The organism is Streptomyces sp. WAC04114 (genome assembly GCF_019733245.1).
GTDB classification, from domain to species: domain Bacteria; phylum Actinomycetota; class Actinomycetes; order Streptomycetales; family Streptomycetaceae; genus Streptomyces; species Streptomyces massasporeus_A.
This window is the reverse complement of sequence record NZ_JAIGQA010000091.1, coordinates 1-22,372: the sequence shown is the minus strand read 5'-3', so window position 1 is coordinate 22,372 and position 22,372 is coordinate 1. Positions and strand designations below refer to the sequence as shown.

General features: G+C 68.1%; 19 protein-coding genes and 3 pseudogenes. 12 read left to right on the top strand and 10 right to left on the bottom strand.

The features are described 5' to 3' along the window. Window positions 1–51: 51 nt before the first annotated feature. Window positions 52–282, bottom strand: coding sequence for a hypothetical protein (locus tag K4G64_RS22665; protein WP_221757853.1), 231 nt, complete (start codon window positions 280–282; stop codon window positions 52–54). Window positions 283–1,805: 1,523 nt separating this feature from the next. On the opposite strand from K4G64_RS22665, the gene K4G64_RS22660 reads away from it, so the two are divergent. Continuing rightward, a complete protein-coding gene (locus K4G64_RS22660; RefSeq protein WP_221757852.1) occupies window positions 1,806–3,299 on the top strand; it encodes an AAA family ATPase in 1,494 nt (497 codons plus the stop codon). 121 nt (window positions 3,300–3,420) lie between these two features. Here the strand turns inward: K4G64_RS22660 and K4G64_RS22655 are convergent, their stop codons facing one another. The 3 genes from K4G64_RS22655 to K4G64_RS22645 all read right to left on the bottom strand — a co-directional run bounded on the left by K4G64_RS22655 (window position 3,421) and on the right by K4G64_RS22645 (window position 4,905). Continuing rightward, window positions 3,421–4,194: an ATP-binding protein gene (locus K4G64_RS22655; protein WP_221757851.1), complete on the bottom strand. Its 774-nt coding sequence runs from the start codon at window positions 4,192–4,194 to the stop codon at window positions 3,421–3,423. 45 nt (window positions 4,195–4,239) lie between these two features. Continuing rightward, window positions 4,240–4,575, bottom strand: a complete 336-nt coding sequence (locus K4G64_RS22650; RefSeq protein ID WP_221757850.1) for a trypsin-like peptidase domain-containing protein — start codon at window positions 4,573–4,575, stop codon at window positions 4,240–4,242. 174 nt (window positions 4,576–4,749) lie between these two features. Beyond that, complete coding sequence (locus K4G64_RS22645; RefSeq protein ID WP_189594521.1) at window positions 4,750–4,905, bottom strand: hypothetical protein; 156 nt, start codon at window positions 4,903–4,905, stop codon at window positions 4,750–4,752. 836 nt (window positions 4,906–5,741) lie between these two features. Between K4G64_RS22645 and K4G64_RS41475 the strand changes: the two genes are divergently transcribed. Together K4G64_RS41475 and K4G64_RS22635 are read left to right on the top strand one after the other, a co-directional pair. Beyond that, window positions 5,742–6,566 carry an RHS repeat-associated core domain-containing protein gene (locus tag K4G64_RS41475; RefSeq protein ID WP_374206435.1) on the top strand — a complete coding sequence of 275 codons (825 nt, stop codon included), beginning with the start codon at window positions 5,742–5,744 and terminating at the stop codon, window positions 6,564–6,566. 82 nt (window positions 6,567–6,648) lie between these two features. Then, a complete protein-coding gene (locus K4G64_RS22635) occupies window positions 6,649–6,867 on the top strand; it encodes a hypothetical protein (protein WP_221757849.1) in 219 nt (72 codons plus the stop codon). A gap of 620 nt (window positions 6,868–7,487) precedes the next feature. On the opposite strand, the gene K4G64_RS22630 is transcribed toward K4G64_RS22635, so the two are convergent. Further along, entirely contained in the window at window positions 7,488–7,643 is a 156-nt protein-coding gene (locus tag K4G64_RS22630) for a hypothetical protein (RefSeq protein ID WP_221757848.1), read from the bottom strand. Window positions 7,644–7,730: 87 nt separating this feature from the next. Between K4G64_RS22630 and K4G64_RS40390 the strand changes: the two are divergent. Both K4G64_RS40390 and K4G64_RS40385 read left to right on the top strand, forming a co-directional pair. Then, window positions 7,731–7,914 (top strand): annotated as a pseudogene (locus K4G64_RS40390) (IS5/IS1182 family transposase); the annotation flags it as partial. 52 nt (window positions 7,915–7,966) lie between these two features. Next, window positions 7,967–8,089 (top strand): hypothetical protein, encoded by a 123-nt coding sequence (locus K4G64_RS40385; protein ID WP_260460815.1) that lies wholly within the window; start codon window positions 7,967–7,969, stop codon window positions 8,087–8,089. A 126-nt stretch (window positions 8,090–8,215) separates the two neighbouring features. Here the strand turns inward: K4G64_RS40385 and K4G64_RS41115 are convergent, their stop codons facing one another. Both K4G64_RS41115 and K4G64_RS22620 read right to left on the bottom strand, forming a co-directional pair. After that, window positions 8,216–8,992 (bottom strand): calcium-binding protein, encoded by a 777-nt coding sequence (locus K4G64_RS41115; protein ID WP_221757847.1) that lies wholly within the window; start codon window positions 8,990–8,992, stop codon window positions 8,216–8,218. A 64-nt stretch (window positions 8,993–9,056) separates the two neighbouring features. Next, the gene (locus K4G64_RS22620; protein WP_221757846.1) at window positions 9,057–9,830 is read right to left on the bottom strand and encodes a calcium-binding protein; all 774 of its coding nucleotides are present in this window, start codon (window positions 9,828–9,830) and stop codon (window positions 9,057–9,059) included. Between the two features lie 468 nt (window positions 9,831–10,298). Here K4G64_RS22620 and K4G64_RS22615 point away from each other — a divergent pair, with 468 nt between their 5' ends. The 3 genes from K4G64_RS22615 to K4G64_RS22605 all read left to right on the top strand — a co-directional run bounded on the left by K4G64_RS22615 (window position 10,299) and on the right by K4G64_RS22605 (window position 15,887). Beyond that, a complete protein-coding gene (locus tag K4G64_RS22615) occupies window positions 10,299–10,649 on the top strand; it encodes a biotin carboxylase N-terminal domain-containing protein (protein ID WP_221757845.1) in 351 nt (116 codons plus the stop codon). 359 nt (window positions 10,650–11,008) lie between these two features. After that, the gene (locus K4G64_RS22610; RefSeq protein WP_221757844.1) at window positions 11,009–11,542 is read left to right on the top strand and encodes a hypothetical protein; all 534 of its coding nucleotides are present in this window, start codon (window positions 11,009–11,011) and stop codon (window positions 11,540–11,542) included. 709 nt (window positions 11,543–12,251) lie between these two features. Next, a complete protein-coding gene (locus tag K4G64_RS22605; RefSeq protein WP_221757843.1) occupies window positions 12,252–15,887 on the top strand; it encodes a hypothetical protein in 3,636 nt (1,211 codons plus the stop codon). 81 nt (window positions 15,888–15,968) lie between these two features. Here K4G64_RS22605 and K4G64_RS22600 read toward each other — a convergent pair whose 3' ends face one another. Beyond that, a complete protein-coding gene (locus tag K4G64_RS22600) occupies window positions 15,969–16,166 on the bottom strand; it encodes a hypothetical protein (protein WP_221757842.1) in 198 nt (65 codons plus the stop codon). 88 nt (window positions 16,167–16,254) lie between these two features. On the opposite strand from K4G64_RS22600, the pseudogene K4G64_RS22595 reads away from it, so the two are divergent. Further along, window positions 16,255–17,078 (top strand): annotated as a pseudogene (locus K4G64_RS22595) (IS5 family transposase). A gap of 323 nt (window positions 17,079–17,401) precedes the next feature. On the opposite strand, the gene K4G64_RS22590 reads toward K4G64_RS22595, so the two are convergent. Continuing rightward, window positions 17,402–18,850 carry a CHAT domain-containing protein gene (locus tag K4G64_RS22590; protein ID WP_221757841.1) on the bottom strand — a complete coding sequence of 483 codons (1,449 nt, stop codon included), beginning with the start codon at window positions 18,848–18,850 and terminating at the stop codon, window positions 17,402–17,404. Between K4G64_RS22590 and K4G64_RS22585 the strand changes: the two genes are divergently transcribed. Next, complete coding sequence (locus tag K4G64_RS22585; RefSeq protein ID WP_374206434.1) at window positions 18,765–19,496, top strand: transposase family protein; 732 nt, start codon at window positions 18,765–18,767, stop codon at window positions 19,494–19,496. The genes K4G64_RS22590 and K4G64_RS22585 overlap by 86 nt on opposite strands. Before the next feature lie 349 nt (window positions 19,497–19,845). Here the strand turns inward: K4G64_RS22585 and K4G64_RS22580 are convergent, their stop codons facing one another. Then, window positions 19,846–20,043, bottom strand: coding sequence for a hypothetical protein (locus K4G64_RS22580; protein ID WP_221757840.1), 198 nt, complete (start codon window positions 20,041–20,043; stop codon window positions 19,846–19,848). Between the two features lie 878 nt (window positions 20,044–20,921). Here K4G64_RS22580 and K4G64_RS22575 point away from each other — a divergent pair. Next, window positions 20,922–21,857 (top strand): glycoside hydrolase family 16 protein, encoded by a 936-nt coding sequence (locus K4G64_RS22575; protein WP_221757839.1) that lies wholly within the window; start codon window positions 20,922–20,924, stop codon window positions 21,855–21,857. A 110-nt stretch (window positions 21,858–21,967) separates the two neighbouring features. After that, window positions 21,968–22,372 (top strand): annotated as a pseudogene (locus K4G64_RS22570) (hypothetical protein); the annotation flags it as partial.

Genomic DNA, 22,372 nt, shown 5'->3' with positions numbered 1-22,372 from the left:
CGGGGCCGACGGCTCGCACGTGCCGACGACGGCCACCCGCATGTTTGGGGCTCAGCGGCCGGGCGTGCCCTCACGCTGTTGCAGCCAGTCGTCGAAGAAGTCCTGGATGCGGTCGAGCTCGGCGGGAAGCAGCCGGATGATCTCAGCGATGTCTTCGCCTTCTGGTTCACGCCTGGGGTCTGTCCTGCGCAGTTCGCGGGAGTCACGCGCCCTAAGTGCCGCGAGGCCTGCTTGGTGGCGCCGGGCCAGGCTGGTGGGGCCGGGTAGGGCGTCCGCTGCCACCAGATACGTCTCCGCGAAGGGTCGATGGCGATCTGATGTGCGGCGAGGTGACGGCGGTAGGCCGGGGAGTTCAGCGGCGCGGTGTTGGCGGGTTCGCCGATGTGGGTGGCGGCCAGGACTCGGTCGTCGCCGATCATCGCGCTCAGGGTGCCGGGTTCCTCTCCGTGTTTCCCCTGCCAGTGCCCCTGGGCCGGGCTGTCGTAGGAGGATGTGCTGCAGTACTCGGCCAGGTTTCTCAGAGCCGCGACCACCTCGTACAGGTCGAGCACGGCGTGGCGCGGCGCGGCGGCGGCGATGAGGTCGGTGGGGTGCGGTTCGGCGTCGCAGGGGACTGGGCGGGGGATGGGTAGGCGGCGGTCGCTGCTGCGGGCATAGCGGGCACCGGCTGCCACCTCGCCGCCGGCGTGTTCGGCCAGTGCCAGCGCGGCGGTGAGCGAGGGTGCGGTGCCGGAGCGTATCGCGGGGGTCGCGTGGTGGATGTGCGGTGGCACTCCTTCAGGACCCGGGTGGACCGAGTAGCGGAATCCTCCTCGACGGCCCTGGTCCACGCGCAGTTGCAGCGGGACGGGTCCGTCAGCCAGTGGGAGGCGAGCGGTCCACCGTGCACGTGGGAGCAGGTCGGTGAGCTCGTCGGTGGTCGTGGTTGGAGTGGCCCGCTGCCAGGGGCCGTGGTCCAGCGGTTGGTGGGTTGCGGCAGCCCCCGGTCCAAGAGCCGTCCGCCCGCCGGACGGGAACCAGGGCCTGGGCCCACCGTCCGAGCTCGCCACGTTCCACGTGCACCACAAGGTCGGCCGCGCGCGGGGTGATGCGGCGGATCCCGTAGGGGCCGCCGGTCTTTGCGGGGCGGTGGGCCCCGTAGTGGTCCATCAGTGCCGTCAGGACCAGCGCTTCCCACATCTCCTGCGAGGCGCTGCTGGGGGGAGGCACTACCACGGTGGAGGAGTGGGTGAGTTCGGCAAGGGCGAGTTGACGCGGCTCCCCGGTCGCGTGGGAGCGCATCTCGGCCAGCGTGGACAGACGCCTCGGTGTGCGGGAGGGATGCATGGGGGGACTCCTTTGCGCACTGCCCGGCTACGCGCATCGAGGAGAAGGACACACCACTGCGAGAGAGAAGAGCTCACCGGTGCGGCGCCTGGCCGCAGTTCTGCCTTCCCGGTGCCGCCAAGACCGGGAGCGGCACCCCGGCACGGCCGCAGAACGGCCACCAACACAGTAGCCCAGAACAGTCCAACAACATGCGCGGTTGCCGCGTTTTGCAGCGCGGGCGCAACAGGTGCCTGTTCCAGCGCGTTCTGGTCCGTCATCAGGTGGACTCTCGATCCGCTGACCACGGGTCGGTCGGATTCGGTCCGGTCGGTGGGCCCCTTGCCACCCGCACGCTGACGGACTCGATCGTGCACCGCGACCAGCGCAGCTCTCCTCCGTCGACGCGTTTGTCGAGGCGCGCGGGGGCAGTTCGCCGTCTCTGAGCGAGCTGAGGCATGCTACCGGCGGACCAACAGTCCTAGGAGGGGAGCGTTGCCGTGCAGTTCACGTTGCTGGAGTACCAGGAAGCGCTACCCCATCGCGCCGGTGCCTACTTGATCAAAGACGGCTGGAACGATCACGGGTACGTGACCACGTTTGATCTCCACATCCGTCTGGCCGACATGACCAGGCGGCGCATCGGCTACCTCCGGATCGCGCATGTCTCGATGAGTCGAGATGGACTCGTCAGCACGGCAGAGATCTTGCCAGGACGCTTCACCTCTTTGGAGCGCGGTTTCTTCAGTCTTGGTCACGAGGACGACTACTACGTGGCACTGCTGGAGTTGCCCCCAGGTATGGGCCGTGAAGTCCTCATAGCCTTGCACGATGTCGCTTTTGGCTGGGATACGGATGTTCGGTCACTTAGGTCCCTCGAGGTGTTCAATAAGTCGGTGCTCCGTGGCCGCAGCGAAGATCAGCTGTTTAATGCGAATCGCATTGCCCACGGTTTGCGTGCGCGTGTCGTTCCCTTCCGCTGGACGTACACCCTCGGTGGGGAAGGTCTCTTGCCAGCGCATGAGTTCACCTTCGACGCCGAGCCGGGGAGTCGCCCTCCCACGAATCTTCATGCGTTGATCGGCCGCAACGGTGCCGGAAAGTCGACGCTGCTGCATCGCATCGCTGTCGACGCGATGGCGGGTCGCATCACGGTGGAGAGCGATGGCGACGATGACAACAGCTTCAACGGCTGTGTCGTCGTGTCGTTCAGCCCCTTTGATCGGCCCTACGGGCCGATGCCCCCCAGTGCACTGTCATTTCAGTACATCGGCTTGTATCACCACGAAGAGGAGCGGCTCAAGACGAGAGATGAGAGGCGGAAGGAGTTCGTCGACAGTTTCGCCACTGTCAGAATCGGTTCGAGAGGCATGCGCTGGCGCGAGGCCATTGAAACGCTGAACTACGCCGCGAGCGGCTTCCTCGACGATCACTTGATGGTGCTGGACGCCATGATGAGGGAGGGCAGTAGCCGCAAGTTCGAGGCGCGGGTGGGCGAGGTCTTCGACAGTCTGAGCTCTGGCCACGCAGTGGTGCTCCTGATGATGACTCGCCTGATCGAGGTGGTCAGCGAACGCACCCTGGTGCTGATCGACGAACCGGAAACGCACCTGCATCCGCCGCTGCTTGCTGCCTTGACCAGCGCATTGTCTACGCTGCTGGCCGACCGCAACGGCATGGCGGTGGTTGCGACTCACTCCCCCGTCGTCCTGCAAGAGGTGCCCGCGTCTTGTGTGTGGAAGATGATCCGTCACGGTGACGAGCTCACCGCTCACCGCCCAAGCCTTGAGACCTACGGCGAGAGCGTCGGTGAGCTGACCTACGACGTGTTCGGTTTGGAGGTCACCTCGACCGGATTTCACGCAGCGATCGCCGCGGAGGTCGAGAAGGGGGGAAGCTATGAGGAGATCACGCAGCGGTTCAGCGGCCTGGGAGCGGAAGCTCGGGCTCTACTGCGAGCGATGACGTTTGCTCGTACGCGGGGGGACCGCTGATGCTGTGGCCACCGCGGCCGGGGATCACCGTTAAGCACGTGCTAAACGCCTGCATGAGGTGGCTGGCGAAGAAGGAATGGGACGAACTCCTCCAGGGCCGGCTCCAAGAGCTCATAGAGACTCAGGAACGGTACCGGGCGTCGCTGAGCAGGTCGGAGGTGCCGGTCGTCACCAGCGTGTCGAGGGAATCGGGCCGCGCGGTGGCGACCACCCGCAGCACCGCACCGTCCTGTCTGCCCGCCAGGGCGGCGAGCAGACCCAACAGGTCACGGGCGGCCTCCGGTTCGGCACCCGCGTACTCCTCCAGCTGGTCGACGAAGAGGACGTGCCCGGCGCTTCCCGCGTGTGCGAGGACCCTGGCGCGCACCTCGGCGGGCACGTCGTCGCCGGTCTCCAGCAGTCCGGCCAGCTCCTGCGCCTTGACGAGCCGGTCGACCTCGCCGAGCCGCGGCTCCAGGACGCCGGTCAGCGCCCGGGCGACCACCGCGGACGCCCGTACCCCCGGCACCGGCCGCAGCTCGGTCACGCTCATGCCGTCGTCCCGTAACCCGGGCAGCACACCTGCCCGTACCAGGGAGGACTTCCCGCACCCTGACGGTCCTGCCACCAGCGTCACCGGCCGTCCGCGCACGGCGGCGCGCACCCGGGCTGTGTCCTCGTCCCGGCCGTGGAAGAATTCGGCGTCGTCTTCCGTGAAGGGGGCGAGTCCGCGGTACGGGCAGCGCGGCGGCACGGTCCGCTCGTCGACGAGGTCGGCCGAGGGCAGTAGATATGCGGTCCGGTCGCGCCGGTCCGCCGCGACCGTCATGCCGAGGACACCGTCCTGGGCGTCGTCCCAGACCGGGGCTCCGCTGAACCCCTCGGCGATCACCGGCCCCGGCTCGTGCGCCTCCATCTGGGTCCAGCCCAGGCTCTGTCCGGCCCGCAGGGTGCCCGAGGCCTACTTGCCGTGGTCGGCGCCGACCGGGTAGCCCTGCACTCGGAAGGTGTGCCCCCACACGCCGGTGCCGTCGACGAGCGACGCCGGGCGGGCCCCCGTCACGGGCGCGTCCAGGCGCAGCAGCGCGACGTCCGCCCCGCCGTGCCGCCAGGACACCACGGACGCCCGGGCCCGGGGACGGCCCTCCAACAGCGGGAAGTCGAGATCCACCGGCTGGTCGCGCGCCCGCTCCTCGCTATCCGGCATCCGAACGCCCCGGGCCACGACATGGGCGCAGGTGCACACCACGTCAGCGGCGATGAGGAATCCCGCCCCCACGACCGAGTAGATCCGCACCTGCGACGCCTCCAGGACATCGCTTCGGCGGCCGAAAGATGTGCCATCGACGGGTGAACTCCATGAGTTGCTGATCAATAGCATTGGGATCGCCGGTTAACCCAACCGGCGATCCCGCCCATCGTTGGTGTTTCACCCGCCACTCTGCCTTTACTGCAAAGGCACGACTTGCCTTTAGAAGAAGTGCTTACGTCCACCGACCGCGCGACCCGTCGCACCCAGGATCCACAGGATGGCGCCAACCAGAATGAGGATGCCACCGATCGTCGTCAGCAGGCCCATGCCGACGAGCAGGCCAATAAGCAGCAGAATAAGTCCAAGAATAATCATCTCAAAACCCCATCATTGATTCCGGCTCAAGCACGTGTGCGTTTAAGCTTCACAACGGCATGAGTTCGTCCCTTGGTTGGTAGATCCCGACCGGCTGGGAAGGCCGGGCCCTCGGTGCGATAGTCCTTGTGCCCGGCGACTCGGGGTTCACGCACACCTTCGAGGCTTCGTTCTCGGCGTGATCGGCGCTCCGCTCGCCGACCTGGCCCTCGGCAAGGTCGCCCACCGGCACGCAGGATCGGCTTCCGGCCTCTTCAACACCGGAACTCACCTCGGCATCGCGCTGGGAACGGCCTGACCACCCTGGTCCTCTTCACCACCTGCGCGGCCACAACAACAACGATGTCCGCACCACGACCACCTACCCCGGCGGCACGGTACACAAGGTCGACCTCGACAACTCCAGCCGCCCCAAGACCACCAAGGCGACCTCCCCGCAAGGCACCCTCGTCGACCTCGCGTACACCTACGGCTATGGCACGAACGCCGGCACAGACGGCTCCAAGATCCGCACCCTGACGGACAACGTCCGCACCACCAAGCGCACGTACTCCTACGACGGAGCGGGCCGCTTCTCCTACGCCAAGGAGGAGAAGTCCGGAACGGTCACCGACTCCTGGCAGTACTGCTACGACCTGGCCGGCAACCTCACCTCGCAAGGAACCGACCAGGGCTGCCCGCGCGGCACCACCTACACCTACAACGACGCCCAGCAGCTCACCGCCAAGTCCACCACGAGCGGCCCCTGGACGTATGACTCGATCGGCAACGAGACGGTCGGCGCCTCCACCGACGACTACACCCGCACCGGCGAGAAGTGGACCGACCACTCCCAAATGTCGTCGATCACGGTAGGCGGCAAGGCGTACGCGGGACAGTACGGCTCGACCGACCAGAGCGAGCGCATCAAGCTCGGCGATACCTATTTCCACAACGGCCCGCTGGGTCTGTCGGCGAAGACAACCGCCGGTGTGGACATGGGCTTCAACCGCGAACCCGGGGACACGTTGAACTCCATGACGACCGGGGGCAAGACGTACTACTACCTCACGGACGCCATCGGCAGCGTGGTCGCCCTGGCGGACGGCGACGGCAACAAGGTCAACACCTACGCCTACAGCCCCCGCGGCGTGCGCATCCTGGCCCAGTCGTCCGAACCGGTCGCCCAGCCCTACCGCTTCGCCGGCGGCTACCAGGACCCCACCGGCCTGTACCACTTCCAGGCCCGGTACTACGACGCCAACATCGGCCGCTTCACCCAGCCCGACCCCTCCGGCCAGGAGGAAAACCCCTACCTCTACGCCGAGGGCGACCCCGTCAACCGCATCGACCCGCAAGGCCTGTGGAGCTGGCAGGCGGGCGGTGAAGTCTGCTTCTGGGTCTGCCTGGGCGGTGGATACTCCCAGGACGACTCCGGCAACAGCGGCCCCTTCGTGAAGATCGGCGTGGGGCTTCCCGGTGTGGGCGGCGGCCTTGAGGGATCGACCGGCGGAGCGGACTCCGGACCGTCGGCCTACGGCAACTGCGCCGCCGGCTACGGCTCCGTGGGTGGGCAGATCGGCGGCAGTCCAGGTGGGTCCCCCACGGCCAGCGTCGGGGGTGGCCTCGGAACCTACGCCTCGACCCCCACGTGCAGCAGAGGACTACAGATCCAGTTCTGATGTGTGTCCGTTGACCATGGAGCGTGTGTCCGGCCCCCAAGGGGCGGACACACGCTCTCCCCGCGAGACCTTGGAGGCCTCGATGAGAATCTTCGTCGCCGCGTTCGGCATCCTCGCCGGCATCGCCCTCGTGCTCTACAGCCGGAAGTTCGCCCGGGCCGCCACAGTCCGGCAAGGAGCCTTCGGGCGGGCCAACGCCGCCGCGGGCGAATCCACGGTGCGGCTGGGCCCGTTGATCGTCGGTGTCTTCCTCATCGTCATCGGAATCCTCGCGGCCACGGGCGTCGCAGAGGTCGGATGACGGCCACGGCCAGCCGCAGGGGCCGCAAACGGTCGTCTGCGCCCCCCTGCGGCCCGCTCGCTCTTGGAGGAGGCTCGATCGCGAAGGCGGAGGCATTTTACGCGTCGCGTAGGCCCTACGCCTTCGCCCTGCTCTAGACAGAGCCCGGAGGCTCACTGTCTGCAGTCGGCTGGGTGTCTCCTAGGTACTCGGGGGCCCGCATCTGGGTTTCCAGCGCCTGGATCACCCGGTTCGGGGGCACGATCTCCGAGAGAACCTGCGTGGGAACGGCCTCGACGTCCTGCACGATCGCGAGAAACACATGCTCGGTGTTCCGGTGCCCGCAGGTCGATGACGCATTGGTTGGGCGGCAAGGATCCGGGCGGCGGGACGCGGTCCACAGGGCGAGGTGGTCGCGCCAGCGGGAAAACGGTCCCTCCGCAGCGGTGAAGTCAGCGACTTTCGCGATCCGGGCGGTGCCAGGCCGGCCCGGGTGGGCCAGGAGGTCTGCGCCCGTCACGGTGACCGCGGCGCAGCTAGCGGTTGCCTTCGGGCACGACCGAGGCGTGGCGGTCTGGACGGGCCTGCTGCAGCTCCCTGGCCTTAAGGGCGCGTTGCTACAGCAGTGACGCCGGACTCCCTCAGCTTGCGGCCACGCGTTCCATCTCCGGAAGCGTTCCTGAGCACTCACCCTTCACCACGCGGCGCAGCACGGCCTTGGCGCTCGTCAGGTCAATACCGAGCTCAGCCCGCAGCACTCGCATGGTGGCGACACTCTTGGCCGACGGACTGCTCACCTGCAGCCTGGCTCCGTGCCCGGCAGAAGTCCCCTAAGCTGCCGGTCTTGTGCTCGACGATCTTGGTCGGTAGGTGTCCGGAGTCCTGACGATCTGCGGGAGCGGGTGGCCCCCCGCTCCCAGCCCTCCCGGCCGACGCCATCGGCATCCCGGGCGGCTGCGCGTTCCGGACCGGGCGGCACTCGCCGGCGTCATGAACGCGCTGCGGACGGGTGTCGCGTGGCGGAATGTGCACGCGGAGATGGTGGGCTGCTCTGGCGTGACGGCTTGGCCGCAGAAGAGTCGGAACCTGTGGGTTGCGGAGCCAGATCAGGCGGCTCTTCATGGACAGCGGTGTCCTGCCGCACCTCGACCGGCGCCTCCTGCCGTTCGAGCGGTGGCTCGCCCAGCGGATCGGCCGCCACCGCGCATCTGTCAACGGCACGCCTGGACCAACGACCGACTGATCCGAACGAAACTGCAGAGCAGTCGTTCATCACCGGCTGTCATCCTGCCGCCGGACAGCCGCTACGGCTGTCCGGCGACGCCTCCACCCGATTGAGCAGCGCATTAGTGAGGAAACGAGTGGTTGATCAGGGGCAGTTGACGGCCGTGTCGCCGGTGTCGCGGTTGCAGGTGTCGAAACCGAGGCCGCCGTCGAGGCCGTCGTTGGCGATCACGTTGTCCACGGCGCTGAGGGTGTCGCTGCCCTCGCCGCCGATGTGCGTGTCGTTGCCGCGGCCCCCTGTGAGGGTGTCGTTGCCCTGGGCACCCTCGAGTGTGTCGTTGCCGTCGTCGCCGTTAAGGGTGTCGTTGCCGGCATTGCCGTAGATGGTGTCGTTGCCGGCCAGCCCGGAGATCGTGTCGTTGCCGGGGCCGCCGTTGATGGTGTCGTTGCCCGGCGTCGCCCGCAGGCCAGTGGCATCCGGGTCGTCGCCGACGAGCCGGTCCGCCCGGGGACCGCCGTTGAGGCGGTCGTCACCCGCACCGCCGATCACCGTTCCGGCGGCTTCCAGGTTCGGGGAGATGCTGACGCTGTCATCGGAGTCGTTGGCGTTGACCCGTATAGACGTGACGGGCAGCGGACACTCCGCCGTGTGCGTCCCCGTCGACTGACACGGGGCAACGGCGGACATGGTGTCCCCCGCGTCCGTCACCACGACAACGTTGCCCTGACGCCGGATGGTGATGTCATTCGCCACCCCCTGGGCGGCCGTGACGCTCAGGGTGTCGCCCACCTCCTGCACGACCGTGGTGTCCGCCAGGCTTCCGCCGGGGGCCGCACCGGGCGCGGCGGAAGCGGGGGTCAGCGGAGCGCAGGTGAGTGCGCCGAGGGCCACCACCGTGGTGCAGATACCTCGTGTTCTCATCGGTGCCCGCCTTTCGTGTTGTCTCGCCGTGTACGGGTACTGGCATGCTGCTCACTCACGCTGGTCAGGGGCATCCGCTGACGTTGTCGCCCAAGTCGGCGCGGCATTCGTCCACGTCAGCGCCGCCTTCGACGTAGTCGTTGCCGCTGACGTTGTCCACGGTGTCGATGGTGTCCCGGCCGTTGCCGCCCTCGGCGTAGTCGTTGCCGGCGCCGGCGACGATGCGCTCGTTGCCGCTGCCGCCGTAGATCACGTCGTTGTCGGCACCGCCGTCCACGATGTCCGAGCCGCCACGTCCTTCGATGGAGTCGTTGCCGGAGCCGCCGAAGATCCTGTCCGCCTCGGCTCCACCGGTCAGGGTGTCGTTTCCTGCGCCGCCGGAAAGGAAGTCGGATCCCTCGTCGCCTTCGAGGGTGTCGTTGGCGGCTCCGCCGTAGAGGTTGTCGTTGCCGGCTCCGCCGATGAGGGTGACGCCGAGGGCCGCCAGTGAGGAGGTGACGGTGTCGTCCTGGTCTCCGGCGTTGACCACCAGTTCGGTCGTGTCGGCGGCCCTGCAGGCGACTTCGGTCGTGCTGATGGCGGTGCAGTCGCCGGACGGTGCGACCGTGTCTCCGGTGTCTCTGATTCTGATGTTGCTGCCCGACTGCCAGACGCTGATCGTGTTGCCCCGGCCGACTCCGGCGGTGACCGTGATCGTGGTGCCGGTCTTGTTCACCAGCGTCGTGGCGAAAAGATGTGGCGTCGGTGCGTCGGCCGCGTGGGCCACGCCAGGGAGGCACAGAGTGAAACCGCACACCGTGGCCAGAAGTGCCCCGGTGCGATGGTGCGTTCTCTTCATGACCTGCTCCTGAAATAAGGCGTTGAATGTCGATCTCGCAACTGTGCGCAGTGCTTCCCGGCCGAAAATGCCGTGTTCGCTCGAAGGAGCGATACCTTTTGCGGTCTGCCGACCGCGGCCGGGACCTGATAACCGGCTCCGGCGGAGTACCGGGGAAAGGGTGTGGCCGCAAGCGCCGAACGTTCGGTGCGGCCCACCCTGGCGCGACACCCGAATGTCCCTGCTGCATTCCATAGCCTCAGTCCGCGCAGACTCCTCCCATACCGCCATGGCCGACGCCTGCTCGACCGGTGATCGGAGCTGGCGCTTGGGCACCCAGAGCATGTCGGGATGTGAAGCCGTGCTGAAGCCGAATTTGCGCCATTGCCGAACACAAGGGGCTCCGCGCGTGGATCGTCACCCTGGCCGAGAATGGGATCACCTGGGGCATGCCCGCCGTTTGACTTGCATCTGCCCCGGAGGTGTCAATTGACGATTCATTCGTACCGCATTCAATTGACCGCGGTACGGGTGATCCGCGCAGCCCGCGAGCTGGACCTGCCGATTGTGGCGCTGCGCTCCCGCGACGAGGCGGACACGCTGCACGCCCGCATGGCCGACGAGGTCGTGGTGCTCGACGGCGAGGGGTCGGGGGCCTTCCTGGACGCGGCAGCCATGGTCGGAGCGGTGGTACGTGTTGGCTGCGCCGCTGTCCACCCCGGCCACGGGCTGCTGGCCGAGAACGCCGACTTCGCGCAGAGCTGCATCGGCGCCGGACTCACCTGGGTCGGGCCTCGCCCCAAGGTGCTGCGGACGCTCGGCGACGAGACCTGCCCGTGAACTCGCCGCGCGCCTCGGCGTGCCGGTGCTGCCGGCGCCGTACGGCGACACCGGCCGGCTGGCACCGCGTCCTCCTCATGGCAATGCTCCGACGCCGCTTTCCGTGACGGAGCGTCATCGGCGCACGGTGGCACACCCCAGCTTCACGGAAATCTTGCCAGGGCCATCTTCGCCTCTACGCCGACAGCCGGTGCCGGCGATGTTGTCGTAGAAGGACAACGGTCCTTCTCAAAAGGTGGGTTCGGGGACCTGGGTGGTGGTGCGGCGGCCCGTGCCGTCGGACAGCCCGTCCCAGTGGGCCCTCGTCGCTAGCCCAGGGTGCCGCATACTGGAAGAGCTCTGGGAGGGGAGGGGGCGGCATGCTCGCTGCATTTCTCATCACGGGAATTCCTTTGTTGTTGCTATTCCTTGGCCTGGCCATCAGACAGTTGTTTCCCGAGGACTGGCGTCTGCGGTCGAGGTATGTGGTCCTGAGGCAGAGCGAAGCGCGCTTGGCACGCGAGGTCGCACGGGTCCTGCGGGCGCGTCACCTCCGCGAGCTGACGATCCTCGCCGCCAGCCAAGGCCCCATCGGGCTGATCGCCCAGGGCTCGGGCCACTCCCCCCGACTGCGCACCGTGCGACGGCGAGTGCCGAACGCCTGCAGTTACTGCACGGTCGAAAGCGTCGTCCGACGGCTGCCTGCCCACGTCCTCAAGTCGGTGAAAGGAGGCGCCGACCACGTCGTGACGGACTTCCGCCAGAGCCTCCGCTCACAGCCGCATGCCGTCAGCATCCACATATACCGCGGCTTGCAGTGGTCGGTGGAAGCCATTCCACGCCGGAGCAACTCCCCGCGGTACGAGCCCGTGGCCTGTCACGTGCACACCAACACTGCCCCAGAGCTGACATAGAGCCTGGTGGGAATCCTGCCACCTGCCGACGACCCGTGTAGCCGACTGCCTCATGCTCCGAATAGGGGAGGCTCCTGTTCGACGAACGTGCTGAGCTCTCGGCGCTGACAGTCGCATCCACTGCACCAGCGTGGCGTTCAGCGGCTCCCGGCTGCCGACCGGCCGGTCCTCGGTGCACATCTGGGGGCTGGGAGGGGGCGTTCGCCCCCTATCCATAGCCCGCTGCGGGGAGTTGAATGGAACTCCGGGGGTTGGCTGACTCAGGCCGACAAGGGGGCGGAGCATCATGAGCGAAGCTGTGGACTCCGATCAGCAGTACGAGGCTGCCACAGAGCAGGAGCGTGCGGCCGCAGGGGCGGCGGGAAGGTTGAGAAGATCTCTCGCCTGCTGCCCGGTCGGCACCCCTCACTGACCCGGCACGCGTTCAGCTCGCCCCAGGGCCCGGCACCGGGCTGCGCCGAAGCGATCGAAGCGTTCTCGGACCCCGCGTCGCACGACGACGCGACCTCGCTGCCTGATCACCAAGCCTCCGCACCGAGTCGCCCGACAGCGTCTCCTCCGCTCCCCACCACGTGGTCGGCGCGCTTCCGCAAGCGTCTTGGCCCCACCACCCATGTCCGGCGCGCTCCCGACGGCGCGTCCCGCCGGACCTCGCCCGCTCCGTGACAACGGGCCCTGCCGCACGTCGCACTCGCCCCGGAGGCACCCGATGAACAGCTCCTATCAGCACCTGCTCACCGCGCCGGGCGCCGCCAAGAGCCCGCAGGAGGTCCTGAGCCAACCCGTGACCGTGCTGCTGGGCGTAAGCGTCCAGGCCGCGAAGGCACTCGCCCTCATCCACATCGAAAGTGTCTTCGACCTCGCCGCCAGCGCCACCTTCCATGCGGCCGGTCTAGTGGCCGACACCACAGGCGGCGGCAACCGCCTCGCCGGACACAGCGGTGCAACCCCCCATGTGGACGTCCGCTTTGGACATCTGCCGCTCGACCTGGTGGACGAGCCCCACGCTGGGACGGAACTCCCCGACCTGGCCGTCCAGCCGATCTCGGCGCTGCGCGCCGTCGATGACGCGACTGGTGCGCAGTTGGCGGCGGCGCTGAGTGTGTCGACCATACGGGACCTGGGTCTGTGGCCGCCCTATCACGCGGCTCGTGCAATCCTCTCCGCCGCGTTCGGCGCGCAGGCGGATCCCGGCGTGCAGCCGGAGCCGGTCGCCACCGATCTGCTGCCGTCAACGGGCCGGTACCCCACCGAGCGGGTGCAGTATCAGGTGCTGCTGCTGGAGGAGTTGCTCGACCCGGCCGGGCAGATGGCCAAGCCGCCCGACACCCGCAAGCCGCTGGAATCGGCAGGCCCAATCGACCTGCTCCAAGAGGACGTCCAGGGCTTCACCAGGCCCGCGATTGGCGCCGTCCTCACCTACTCCCAGTCCTGGTACACCCAGGGCCTCACTCTCGGCCACCTGCTGCACTCGCTCGCATTGGCTCCGGGCGAAACCACGCGGATCGCCATGGTGGACTGGTCCCGGCGCACTAGCGCCCGAATCAGCGAGGCCGTCTCGGAACAGGAAAACATGCAGGCGCACCTCACCCACGGTCGCGCGCTCAAGGAGGTGGTGGACGCGGTCGCCACCGAATCGCAGTCCGGCTTCTCCGTGGGCGGCGGCGCTGGTGTCAGCTCGCAGACCGGCTCCGGTGCCGGCGGGGCCGTCGACCTCGGCAAGGCCACGGGCTTCCCGCTGAACATCGCCGCGGGCGTCACCGGCTCCTTCGGCCTCGGCGCCTCCGGAGCTATGAGCTACTCCACCTCCAAGGGCCGACGCAACATCCATGCCGAGATGAGCCAGAAGATCGACGACACAACGCATCAGGCCGCGAGTAGCGCCCGCAGCCGGTGGGCGACGGTGGTGCGCGAGGTCAGCCAGCAGGAGAGCGAGCGTCTGAGCACTCGGGCGGTGGCGAACTTCAACCATATGCACGCTCTGACCGTGCAGTACTACGAGGTCGTCCAGCTGTACCGGACGGTGGTTGAGCTCGCGCGGGTGGAACGCTGCCTGTTCCTGCCCATGCGCACGATTCGCTTCCGCGGCACCGACGCCGCCTTGCGCCATCGGGCCCTGATCGCCGCGCATGGCCTGGTCCCGGCGGTGCGAGCGCTGGCCTACGCGGACACTGACGCGACGCTGCTCACCGCGCCCGACCGCACCGGCGACTGGCAGGCCACCGCCGAGCTCCGAGAGCATCTCGCCAAGTCGGGCGTCAGCGGCGACCTCACCGCCGCCGCGCTCGCGCTGCCCGACGGGATGGACCTGGCCGACCTGGTGATCGAAGGAGTGGCGGGCGGCACCCCCAAGATCACCGATGTCTTCACCGGCTGCACCCTGCATTACGTCGGCGGTATGGACTTCACGGGAGCTCTGTCGGGGCCGGACACGGACGGCAATTACACGGCAGAGGTCCCGTTGGCGAGCGCCATGTCGAACCTGGCCAGCCTCACGTTGCGCAGGAAGTCGGGCCAGGAGGGCTGGCACGGGCAGCTGAAGCTGCGCGTGAGCATCATGCACCGCCGAAACCCGGACCAGAAGGTGGTCGACAGCGTCGAATACAGCGGCGGCGGCTCCCTGCACTTCGCGGTCGACGTACCGGCGGGAGCGGACCGGCCACTCCTTCGTGTCCAGCGCACATATGGCAAGGAGCAGCTCGTCCGGCATCTGGAGGACAACGCGCTCTACTACTCGCAGCTCATCTGGCGCAACCTCGATGCCACGCACCTCGCGCGTCTCCTCGACGGCTACACACTCGGCGAGGGCGAAGGCAGCAGCGCCGCACGCCGGAGCCTCGCCGAGCTCGTCGACCAGGCGCCGCTGGCGGTGTCCGGAAACTACCTGGTGCTGCGTATGCCGGCCGATGCCACGGCCGCGCCGGGGTGGAAGAAGTTCCTGGCGGACAAGGCACTGCGGGTCGGCGACCAGCGCACGAACCTCGTACCTCTGCCCAGTGGCGGCGTGTTCGCCGAGGCGGTCCTCGGGCGCTCCAACTCCGCCGAAAGGATCGACCTCACGCGCTTCTGGAACTGGCAGGACTCGCCTATTCCGTTCACCGCCATCGACATCGCCGACCTCCAGGCAGCCTCGCGCGCCCAGCCGGAACCCGATGGCGCAAAGCCGCTCGGCTCCCGCGTCGTGAACATCCAGAACGCCCCTGCGCTGCCCGACTCGACGGGCATGACGGCCGTCCTCCAGGCGCTCGCCAACGGCGCGATGTTCCGCGACATGAGCGGCCTGTCGGGCACTCAGCAGTTGGTACGGGATTTCCTCGAGCAGACCATGGCGGGTGCCACCGAGGCAGGAAAACAGGCCGGGCAGAACATGAAGACCGCCACCGACTTCGCATCGAAGACGGCCGAGATCAGGGCCCAGCAGGAGGCGGCGCAGCGCGCAAAGCAACAGGCCGGTGGCGGCGCCCCCGATCCCCGGTGGGGCGGAGCGAACACACCGAACAGCCTCACTGCGGAAGGAGGGCGCCTCAATTACGGCCGGCAACTGGACGAGCGGCTCGTTCAAGGCGGGCAGCCTGATCAGGCCGGGGCCGCGGGTGGTGCGGCAGGGCGGCACCACGAGGTGAGTCAATACCGGGCTGGAATCATTCCCGTGCGCACGGAACCGCACCCTGATTCGCTCGGAGGATCCATACCGGACAGGGGGCACACCTATCTGCGGGGGAATCCGGAGGGGCCGGTGGACATCGGGGCGGGCATCGTGCAGGCCATAGCTGCGCGGACCAACGCCCCGAACTGCGCCTGCTATGACGCCTCCATCACCTACTTTGCCGACGCGGCGAAGCTGGCGGGTGCCGAACTCACCTCCCTGCCCGGCTTCGACGTCTCGGTCCCCCTGATGCTGAACGGTGATGGTCAGGAGGTGACGTCCATGGAGTTCTACGCTCTGTGGGGAAGCCTGCTGTCGTGGAGTCGGTGGACGGCGCTCCCGGCAAGTCTGCGGGGCCTAGGAGCGCCGGGAGCGTTGATCTACGCCGGCCTGGCCCGTGAGAGCGACTTGGTCGAATCGGAGTCGGGGTGGCCGCCTGGTCTCGCTCCGGGAGCGCTGCTTCAGCTCTGGGCCGATCGTGACAGCTACGTGGGGGTGCGTGATCACCGGAGGGTGCCCCCGGTTGGTCACTCCTGCGTTCTGCTCGGGTACGAAAGCGGGAACGACCGGATCCGCATCGCCGATCAGAGCGGCACTCGTCGCACGGTCACCTATCCCCTGTACGGCTGTGAACACGTCATCGGCGTGAACCCTGGGCATGCCGTGGTATCTCACAGCGGCAGCGGCTACCGGATCTGAGCGGGCGGGTCTCGCCCGCGGGGCCGTGCCCTGGACCCTATCCGGTGCAGCCCGTCGTGCCGGTCCCACTGCTCGACCAGCTCAATCAGCTCCGCCAGCGACCTCCAGCATCGGCACGAAGTGGTTGCGGCGGAAGTAGCCGATCTGCCCCTCGACGGTGCCCTTCTCGTGGGCGCCTTCGATGCCGGGCCGGCAGTAGAAGCTCTCGATAGGGAGACCCACACGAACGCGTCGATCACCAAGCCCCCGGTCGAGCACCAGCTCCAGCAGGTCATACACGCCCAGGCCGTGAGCACGTGTGTCCAGAAGTACATCTCCGCTAGGGTCTGTCGTCAAATGATCTTGCATGGTGGATCATGGTCGGGTGATACGTCGCCATGAACTGTCCGATGCTGAGTGGGAGTTCGTCCGGCCGCTGTTGCCCGAGTCGTTGCGTGGTCGCAAGCGGTCGGACGACCGGACGGTGCTCAACGGGATCGTGTGGAAATTCCGTACCGGGGTGGCCTGGCGGGATGTGCCCGAGCGGTACGGACCGTGGGCCACGCTGCATACCCGGTTCCGCCGGTGGGCCAAGGACGGCATGTTCGAGCGGATGCTCCAGGCGGCACAGGCCCCGGCGGATGCAGCGGGAGACATCGACTGGCTGGTGTCGGTCGACTCCACGATCGTGCGGGCCCACTACCACGCCGCCGGAGCCCGCAAAGGGGGCGCCGGGCACTCGGACGTTCGCGAGGCGGCATGACCAGCAAGATTCATCTGGCCTGCGATGCCTTCGGCTGGCCGCTCGCCTTCGTGGTCACGGGCGGCAACACCAATGACTGCACCCAGTTCACGACGGTGATGGAAGCGATCCGAGTGCCCCGCGTCGGCTCGGGCAGGCCCCGGACCAGGCCGTCTCATGTCATCGGTGACAAGGGCTACAGCTCGGGAGCGATCCGCACCTGGTTGCGCCGACGGGGCATCGCTCACACGATCCCCGAGCGAGCCGACCAGGTCCGCAACCGCCTGAAGCGCGGCAGCCGGGGCGGCCGGCCCCCGGCCTTCGACCAGCAGACCTACAAGCGACGCAACATGGTGGAACGCTGCTTCAACCGGCTGAAGCAGTGGCGCGGCATCGCTACCCGCTACGACAAGACCGCCGAGTCCTACCAAGCGGCCGTCACCCTCGCATCCCTGCTGATGTGGGCGTGACATTTGACGACAACTCCTAGGCCCGCCGCGAGGACGAGAACCGCGTCAGCACGCTCGTCCCGATCGCACCATGATCGGTCTCAGCGCCAACGGCTGTACCGATGTCCCAAGCGGCGGCTACAGGTCCGAGATCCAGAGGTGTCCCGGGTGCACACGGGCGAGTAGCTCGGCAAGGGTCTCGCGCTGAGCAGTGGTCATGTGTGGGACGGTCGCGTCGCGCGGTGGTCCTCAGCGAGCGACGGCTCGACGGTGACCAGTTCGTCGAAGACAAGCGCCAGGTCATCGAAAGTGCGGGCGGCAGCGACAGCCTTGAGTTACTGAGGTCACTCCCAGCTGCCCACCAGCGTGAACCCCGCCCAGTAGTACGGATCGGCGTAAGGCCGGTATGCAGTCGACGCCGGCGTGGCTCTGCTCGCCCGGCGGGAGCGTGCGAGCAGGGCAGTGAGCTCCAGGGACTCCGGCGAGTCCGACGCGGCGCTGGCGAGCAGCTCCTCGTAGGCCGTGTTCGCTTCGGCGAACCGGCGGGCCTTGAGCAGCGCGTCGGCGAATCCGCGGTCCAGCTGTCGTCTCGTACCGACGTCGGCCGCGCTGAGGTCAGCGCTGATCTCTTGGTGGTAGGAGATCAGCTGGTCCGGGTGGACGGCCGAGACTGAAAGCTGAGCCTGGCGAAGCGATTCGGCCTTCGACGCGCCGGCCTCCCACCGGGCGTAGAACTCGCGCAGCAGGAGCATGGTCGAGATTTCTTCCACCTTCCAGAGGGTGACCAGCACCGACGCCGCTCCGGCGTAGAGCAGCGAGCGGGTGAGGCCAATGAGTTCGTCGCCGGGGCGGTGCCCGCCGAGCCCGCTGTCGCAGGCCGCGAGTGCCACCAGGTCGGCATCCAGGCGTAGTTCGAGGATGTCCGCTGCGGTAAGCAGGTCGTCTCCCGCCAGATGAACTCCAGACCTGAGGGGCTCTTCGGAGTCAAAGAATCCGTGACAGGCCAGATGCAGCAAGTCCATGCGGCCCTGTTCGTCGAGGGCGGCCAGGACCCGCTCCATTGTGACTTCCGCTCCGCTGAGCACACAGGCGCCGAACCGGGCGGCCAGATCGGCCGCTTGCAGGCGGCCGTGCACAACGGGTGCGGCGGTCATCGTGTCCGCCACGACGATGGCTCTGGCGCGCCGGGTCTCTTTTCGCGGCCTCGTGCGCGCTCGGACATGTCGGAGCGTCGAGGCGCTGGGCAGGTAGACCACCGGGTTGCGGGTGATCAGGGGGCCGACGGTGCCGTCTCCGAGGTCGATGTCCAGGGCGCCGAGTGGCACCTGGTGCAGTGGGCCGTGCGGGACCAGGCAGATAATGTCGGCCGGTTCGCTCCAGCGGAGCACGGGGGCCAAGAGGCTCGCGAAGTCTTCGTGGGCGTCGGCCAGGAACCGGCTCGTCAGTTCCTTCGGCGTGCGCGGAGTCTGGCCCGGGTGGGGGGCTGGTGTCCGTGCCATCCGGCCTGCGTACGGGTTGCGGACTACCCGCAATTCGCGGTCCGCGCCGGTGACACCGAAGGTGACCACAGGCCCCTCGGTGACGTGGAAGGCGAGCAGTAGTGCTGTGGATCCGGTGAGGAGCGCGCGGATCTCGTTCGCTCCGGCCGGGGTGCCCCGGCGAAGCGCCGCGTACTCGGCCAGGTCCGGGAGGGTTGATGTTCGCTCCATGCCCGCCCAGACCTCGTTCAGCTCCCGCAGCGCGATGCGCCACTTGGAACGCAACACCCGCTGGCGCAAGCTCGATTGCTTCAAGCAAGCACTGCTCACACTCGTCCATCTGCGTAGGAACGAGACGTTCTCGCAGCTCGGAGCGAGTTTCGGGATATCCCAGGCCACCGCCTGGCGGTACGTGGACGAGACTCTGGACGTTCTGGCCTCCTGGGCGCCCGGACTCCACGAAGCCCTCACCGGCCTCGGCGAGGGCGACCACGTCATCGTCGACGGCACCCCTATCCCCACCGACCGGATCCGCGCGGACGAGCCGTACTACTCGCAAAAGCACCGCAAGCACGGCATGAATGTGCAGGTCATCGCCACCCCGGACGGCACCCCACTGTGGTTCTCCCGCGCGAGGCCCGGCCGCACCCACGACCTGACGTCCGCCCGCGCCCACGGCATCGTCCAGGCGTGCCTCACCCGGCAGATCCTCGTCCTGGCCGACCGCGCCTACCAGGGCGCCGGCGCCACCTTCCGCACCCCCTACTACCACCACCGCGAACAGCCCGAGCACTACCAGCAGTTCAACCGGCACCACGCCCGGCTGAGAGCTCCGGGCGAACGCGCCTTCGCGCAACTGAAGACCTGGCGACTGCTCCGGCGAGCGCGATGCTCCACCCGCCGCATCGGCACCATCGTCCAGGCCGTCCACACCCTACTTACCTGCGACTACAGAGGCTGAAAGAGGCTCACTGACTCGAAAAGACGACGCTGGCGAAGGCCAACGCCTGGCTCTGTCCTGCAGACAGAGTTCCCAGCGGTTCTCCCTGGCAAGCGGGGCTCCGATAAAGCGTGGCCACCCGGTCGGTCACATTGCGGGGGCACCCCTTGTACGTTATCGGAATGCACGTACCGCTGGGCGATTCAGTAAGCACGATCTGCAGCTTCGTGTAGGCGTGCGTGTAGCGGAACTGGCCGGTCGCCGCGTGGGCGGTGGCGGGTGTTGCAGCTACCGAGAACGCCAGCGGCGGCCACACAGGCGGCAAGCCGCCTCACTGTGAGCTCCCGACCGCGGGAGACCAGACAGCGGGTCACGGCGCAGTGAAGAGGGCGCTGGCGAAGGCCAGGCTCGCCGTGCCCTTCGGCGGCAGCGTGCCCAGCGGTTCTCCCGGGCAGGCGGGGCTGGGATACAGCGTGACATTGCTGCTGGTGTTGTTGGTGACTGTGCCGTTCGCCGTCGTCGGGATGCAGGAGGCGTCGGCCGGGTTGGTTACGGTGACGGTCAGCATCGACTAGGCGTGCGTGTTCAGAAACGCCCCAGTCGCAGCCTGGGCGCTGGTCGGAACCGCGACACCCAGCGGCACGGCAGCACCGAGCACGGCCTCCAACAAGTGATGCTCCCGCTCCGATACTCGCCCCCGGGCAGCGGCTGGCGGCTCAGTCCCTTCACCGTCGTCCGCTGCCCGGGGCGCTGTCGTGCGGCGCAGAAGCGAAGAAGAAGTTGAGGCCGGTGACGTCCATGAAGGCCGTAGCTCCTTACCCGTCACGGCCACCATCATGCGCCGCACAGCAGGCCGACTGTCCATCGTCTGCTTGAGCTGCTCGTTCTCTTCGCGAAGCCGGGCGATCTGCTCAGCATCTGATTCCGTTGCGCCGCCGCCCACGTGCTGATCTTGCTCGTCCTGGGATCGCATGCCGCCACCGAGAACTTCTGAAGCAGGCTCTCCATCGGGGTAGGAGAAATCCACACAGGAGGGACAGCACCTGGCTCTGCCCTGACGCGGGTGCGCCCAAGGGTTCGCCCGTGCAGGCCGGGCTCGGGTGCAACGTGACTGCCCGGTCGGTGAGGTTCGGGTACAGCCGCTGTTCGTCACCGGGAAAGGCCGCATCACTGTGAGTTCCGGAGACCGGATTGCGGGGTGAACTCGACGGCACCGGAGAGCAAGTTCACCGGGCCCCGGACGAGTTGGACGTTGTCGGCTGCGCGATAGGGGGCCGGTCAGGGTAGTCGGCATCTACGTGGGCGAAGGTGGCCCCGGCAGCGCAACGACGCGCCGAGGCCTGGCACACCCGACACTTCGGCGCCACGTTCCCTAAAGTCATCCACGCACAAATATGGGCAAATTCGGCACACGCCCGTGTGCCGGCCGTAGAAGAAGGGGCCTGGATGAGATTCCGGTTGCGCGGCCGCCGCGCATGTCTGACCCTCACGGCCGCGCTGGCCGTGTTCTCCCTCGGCAGCGGGGCAGCGCCCACCAGCGCGCTGCCCGCACCTCCGCAGGGATGGCGTGTGGCGTGGGCCGACGACTTCACCGGCCGCGCCGGCAGCCTTCCCGACGGCAGCCGGTGGATCATCGACCAAGGCACCCAGTACCCCGGCGGACCACCGCACTGGGGCACCGGCGAAGTCCAGACCTACACCGACGACCCCGCCAACCTCCGCCTGGACGGCCAGGGCCGCCTGCGCATCACACCACTGCGCGACCGTGCCGGCCGGTGGACCTCCGGCCGCATCGAGACCCGCCGCAGCGACTTCCAGCCACCGGAGGGCGGCAAACAACGCATCGAAGCCCGCATCCAACTGCCATCAGTGACCGGGCCCGCCGCCGAGGGATACTGGGCCGCCTTCTGGACACTGGGAGCCCCCTACCGCCAGGGCATCCCCGTACCGGAGGCCGGCGAGTTCGACATCATGGAGAACGCCAACGGCCTCAACCGCGTCTGGGGCGCCCTGCACTGCGGCACACCAGGCGGTCAGCCCTGCAATGAAAGCACGGGCCTGGCCGCCGACACCGCCTGCACCACCTCACCGTGCCCCGGCAACTTCCACACCTACACCCTGGAATGGGACCGCAGCAGCCCCACCGAGTACCTGCGCTGGTACGTCGACGGCAGACTCTTCCACACCGTCAGCTCAACGCAGGTGGACCCGGCCGCCTGGAAGGCCGCCACCAGCCACGGCCACTTCATCCTGCTCAACCTCGCCATCGGCGGCAGCTTCCCCGACGTTCTCGCCGGCCACCACACCCCCACCGCAAGGACCCGGCCCGGCAGCCCCATGCTCGTCGACTTCGTAACCGTCCTCACCACCGCACCGCGCTGACAGCGCCGCGACACCGGCACCCCGGCCCCCGAAGCGGCTCCCACTCGATGCCCGCAGATGTCGCTGTGAGGGGAGTTCGGGAGTCACTCCGGCCGCCACCTCCATGATCAATGCCAGGTCACGCCTCGCATGGACGGACAACGACTCGGATCCTGTTCGTCTGCACGGGCAACGTGCACCGCTCGGTGCTCGCCGAGCGCCTGCTGGCGGCGAGGCTGCCGCCAGGCTCGGCCCTGCGACCGGAGAGCGCCGGAACGGAGGCGTGGCACCGTTCCCCCATGGAGGACACCACCCGGGCGATCCTGGAGGAGCTGGGCGGTGACGGCTCCGGGTTTGGCTCTCGCCCACTCACCGCACAGCTCATGGCTGGAGCTCCGCTGATCCTCGGACTCGCGCGCGAGCACCGGGAGGCGGCCGTGCGTCTCGCGCCGGCGGCGATGCGGCGATGCGGCGATGCTTCACCCTCAAGGAGTTCGTGCGGCTCGCGGAAGGGGGAGGCGCGGAGGGCGGTGGGG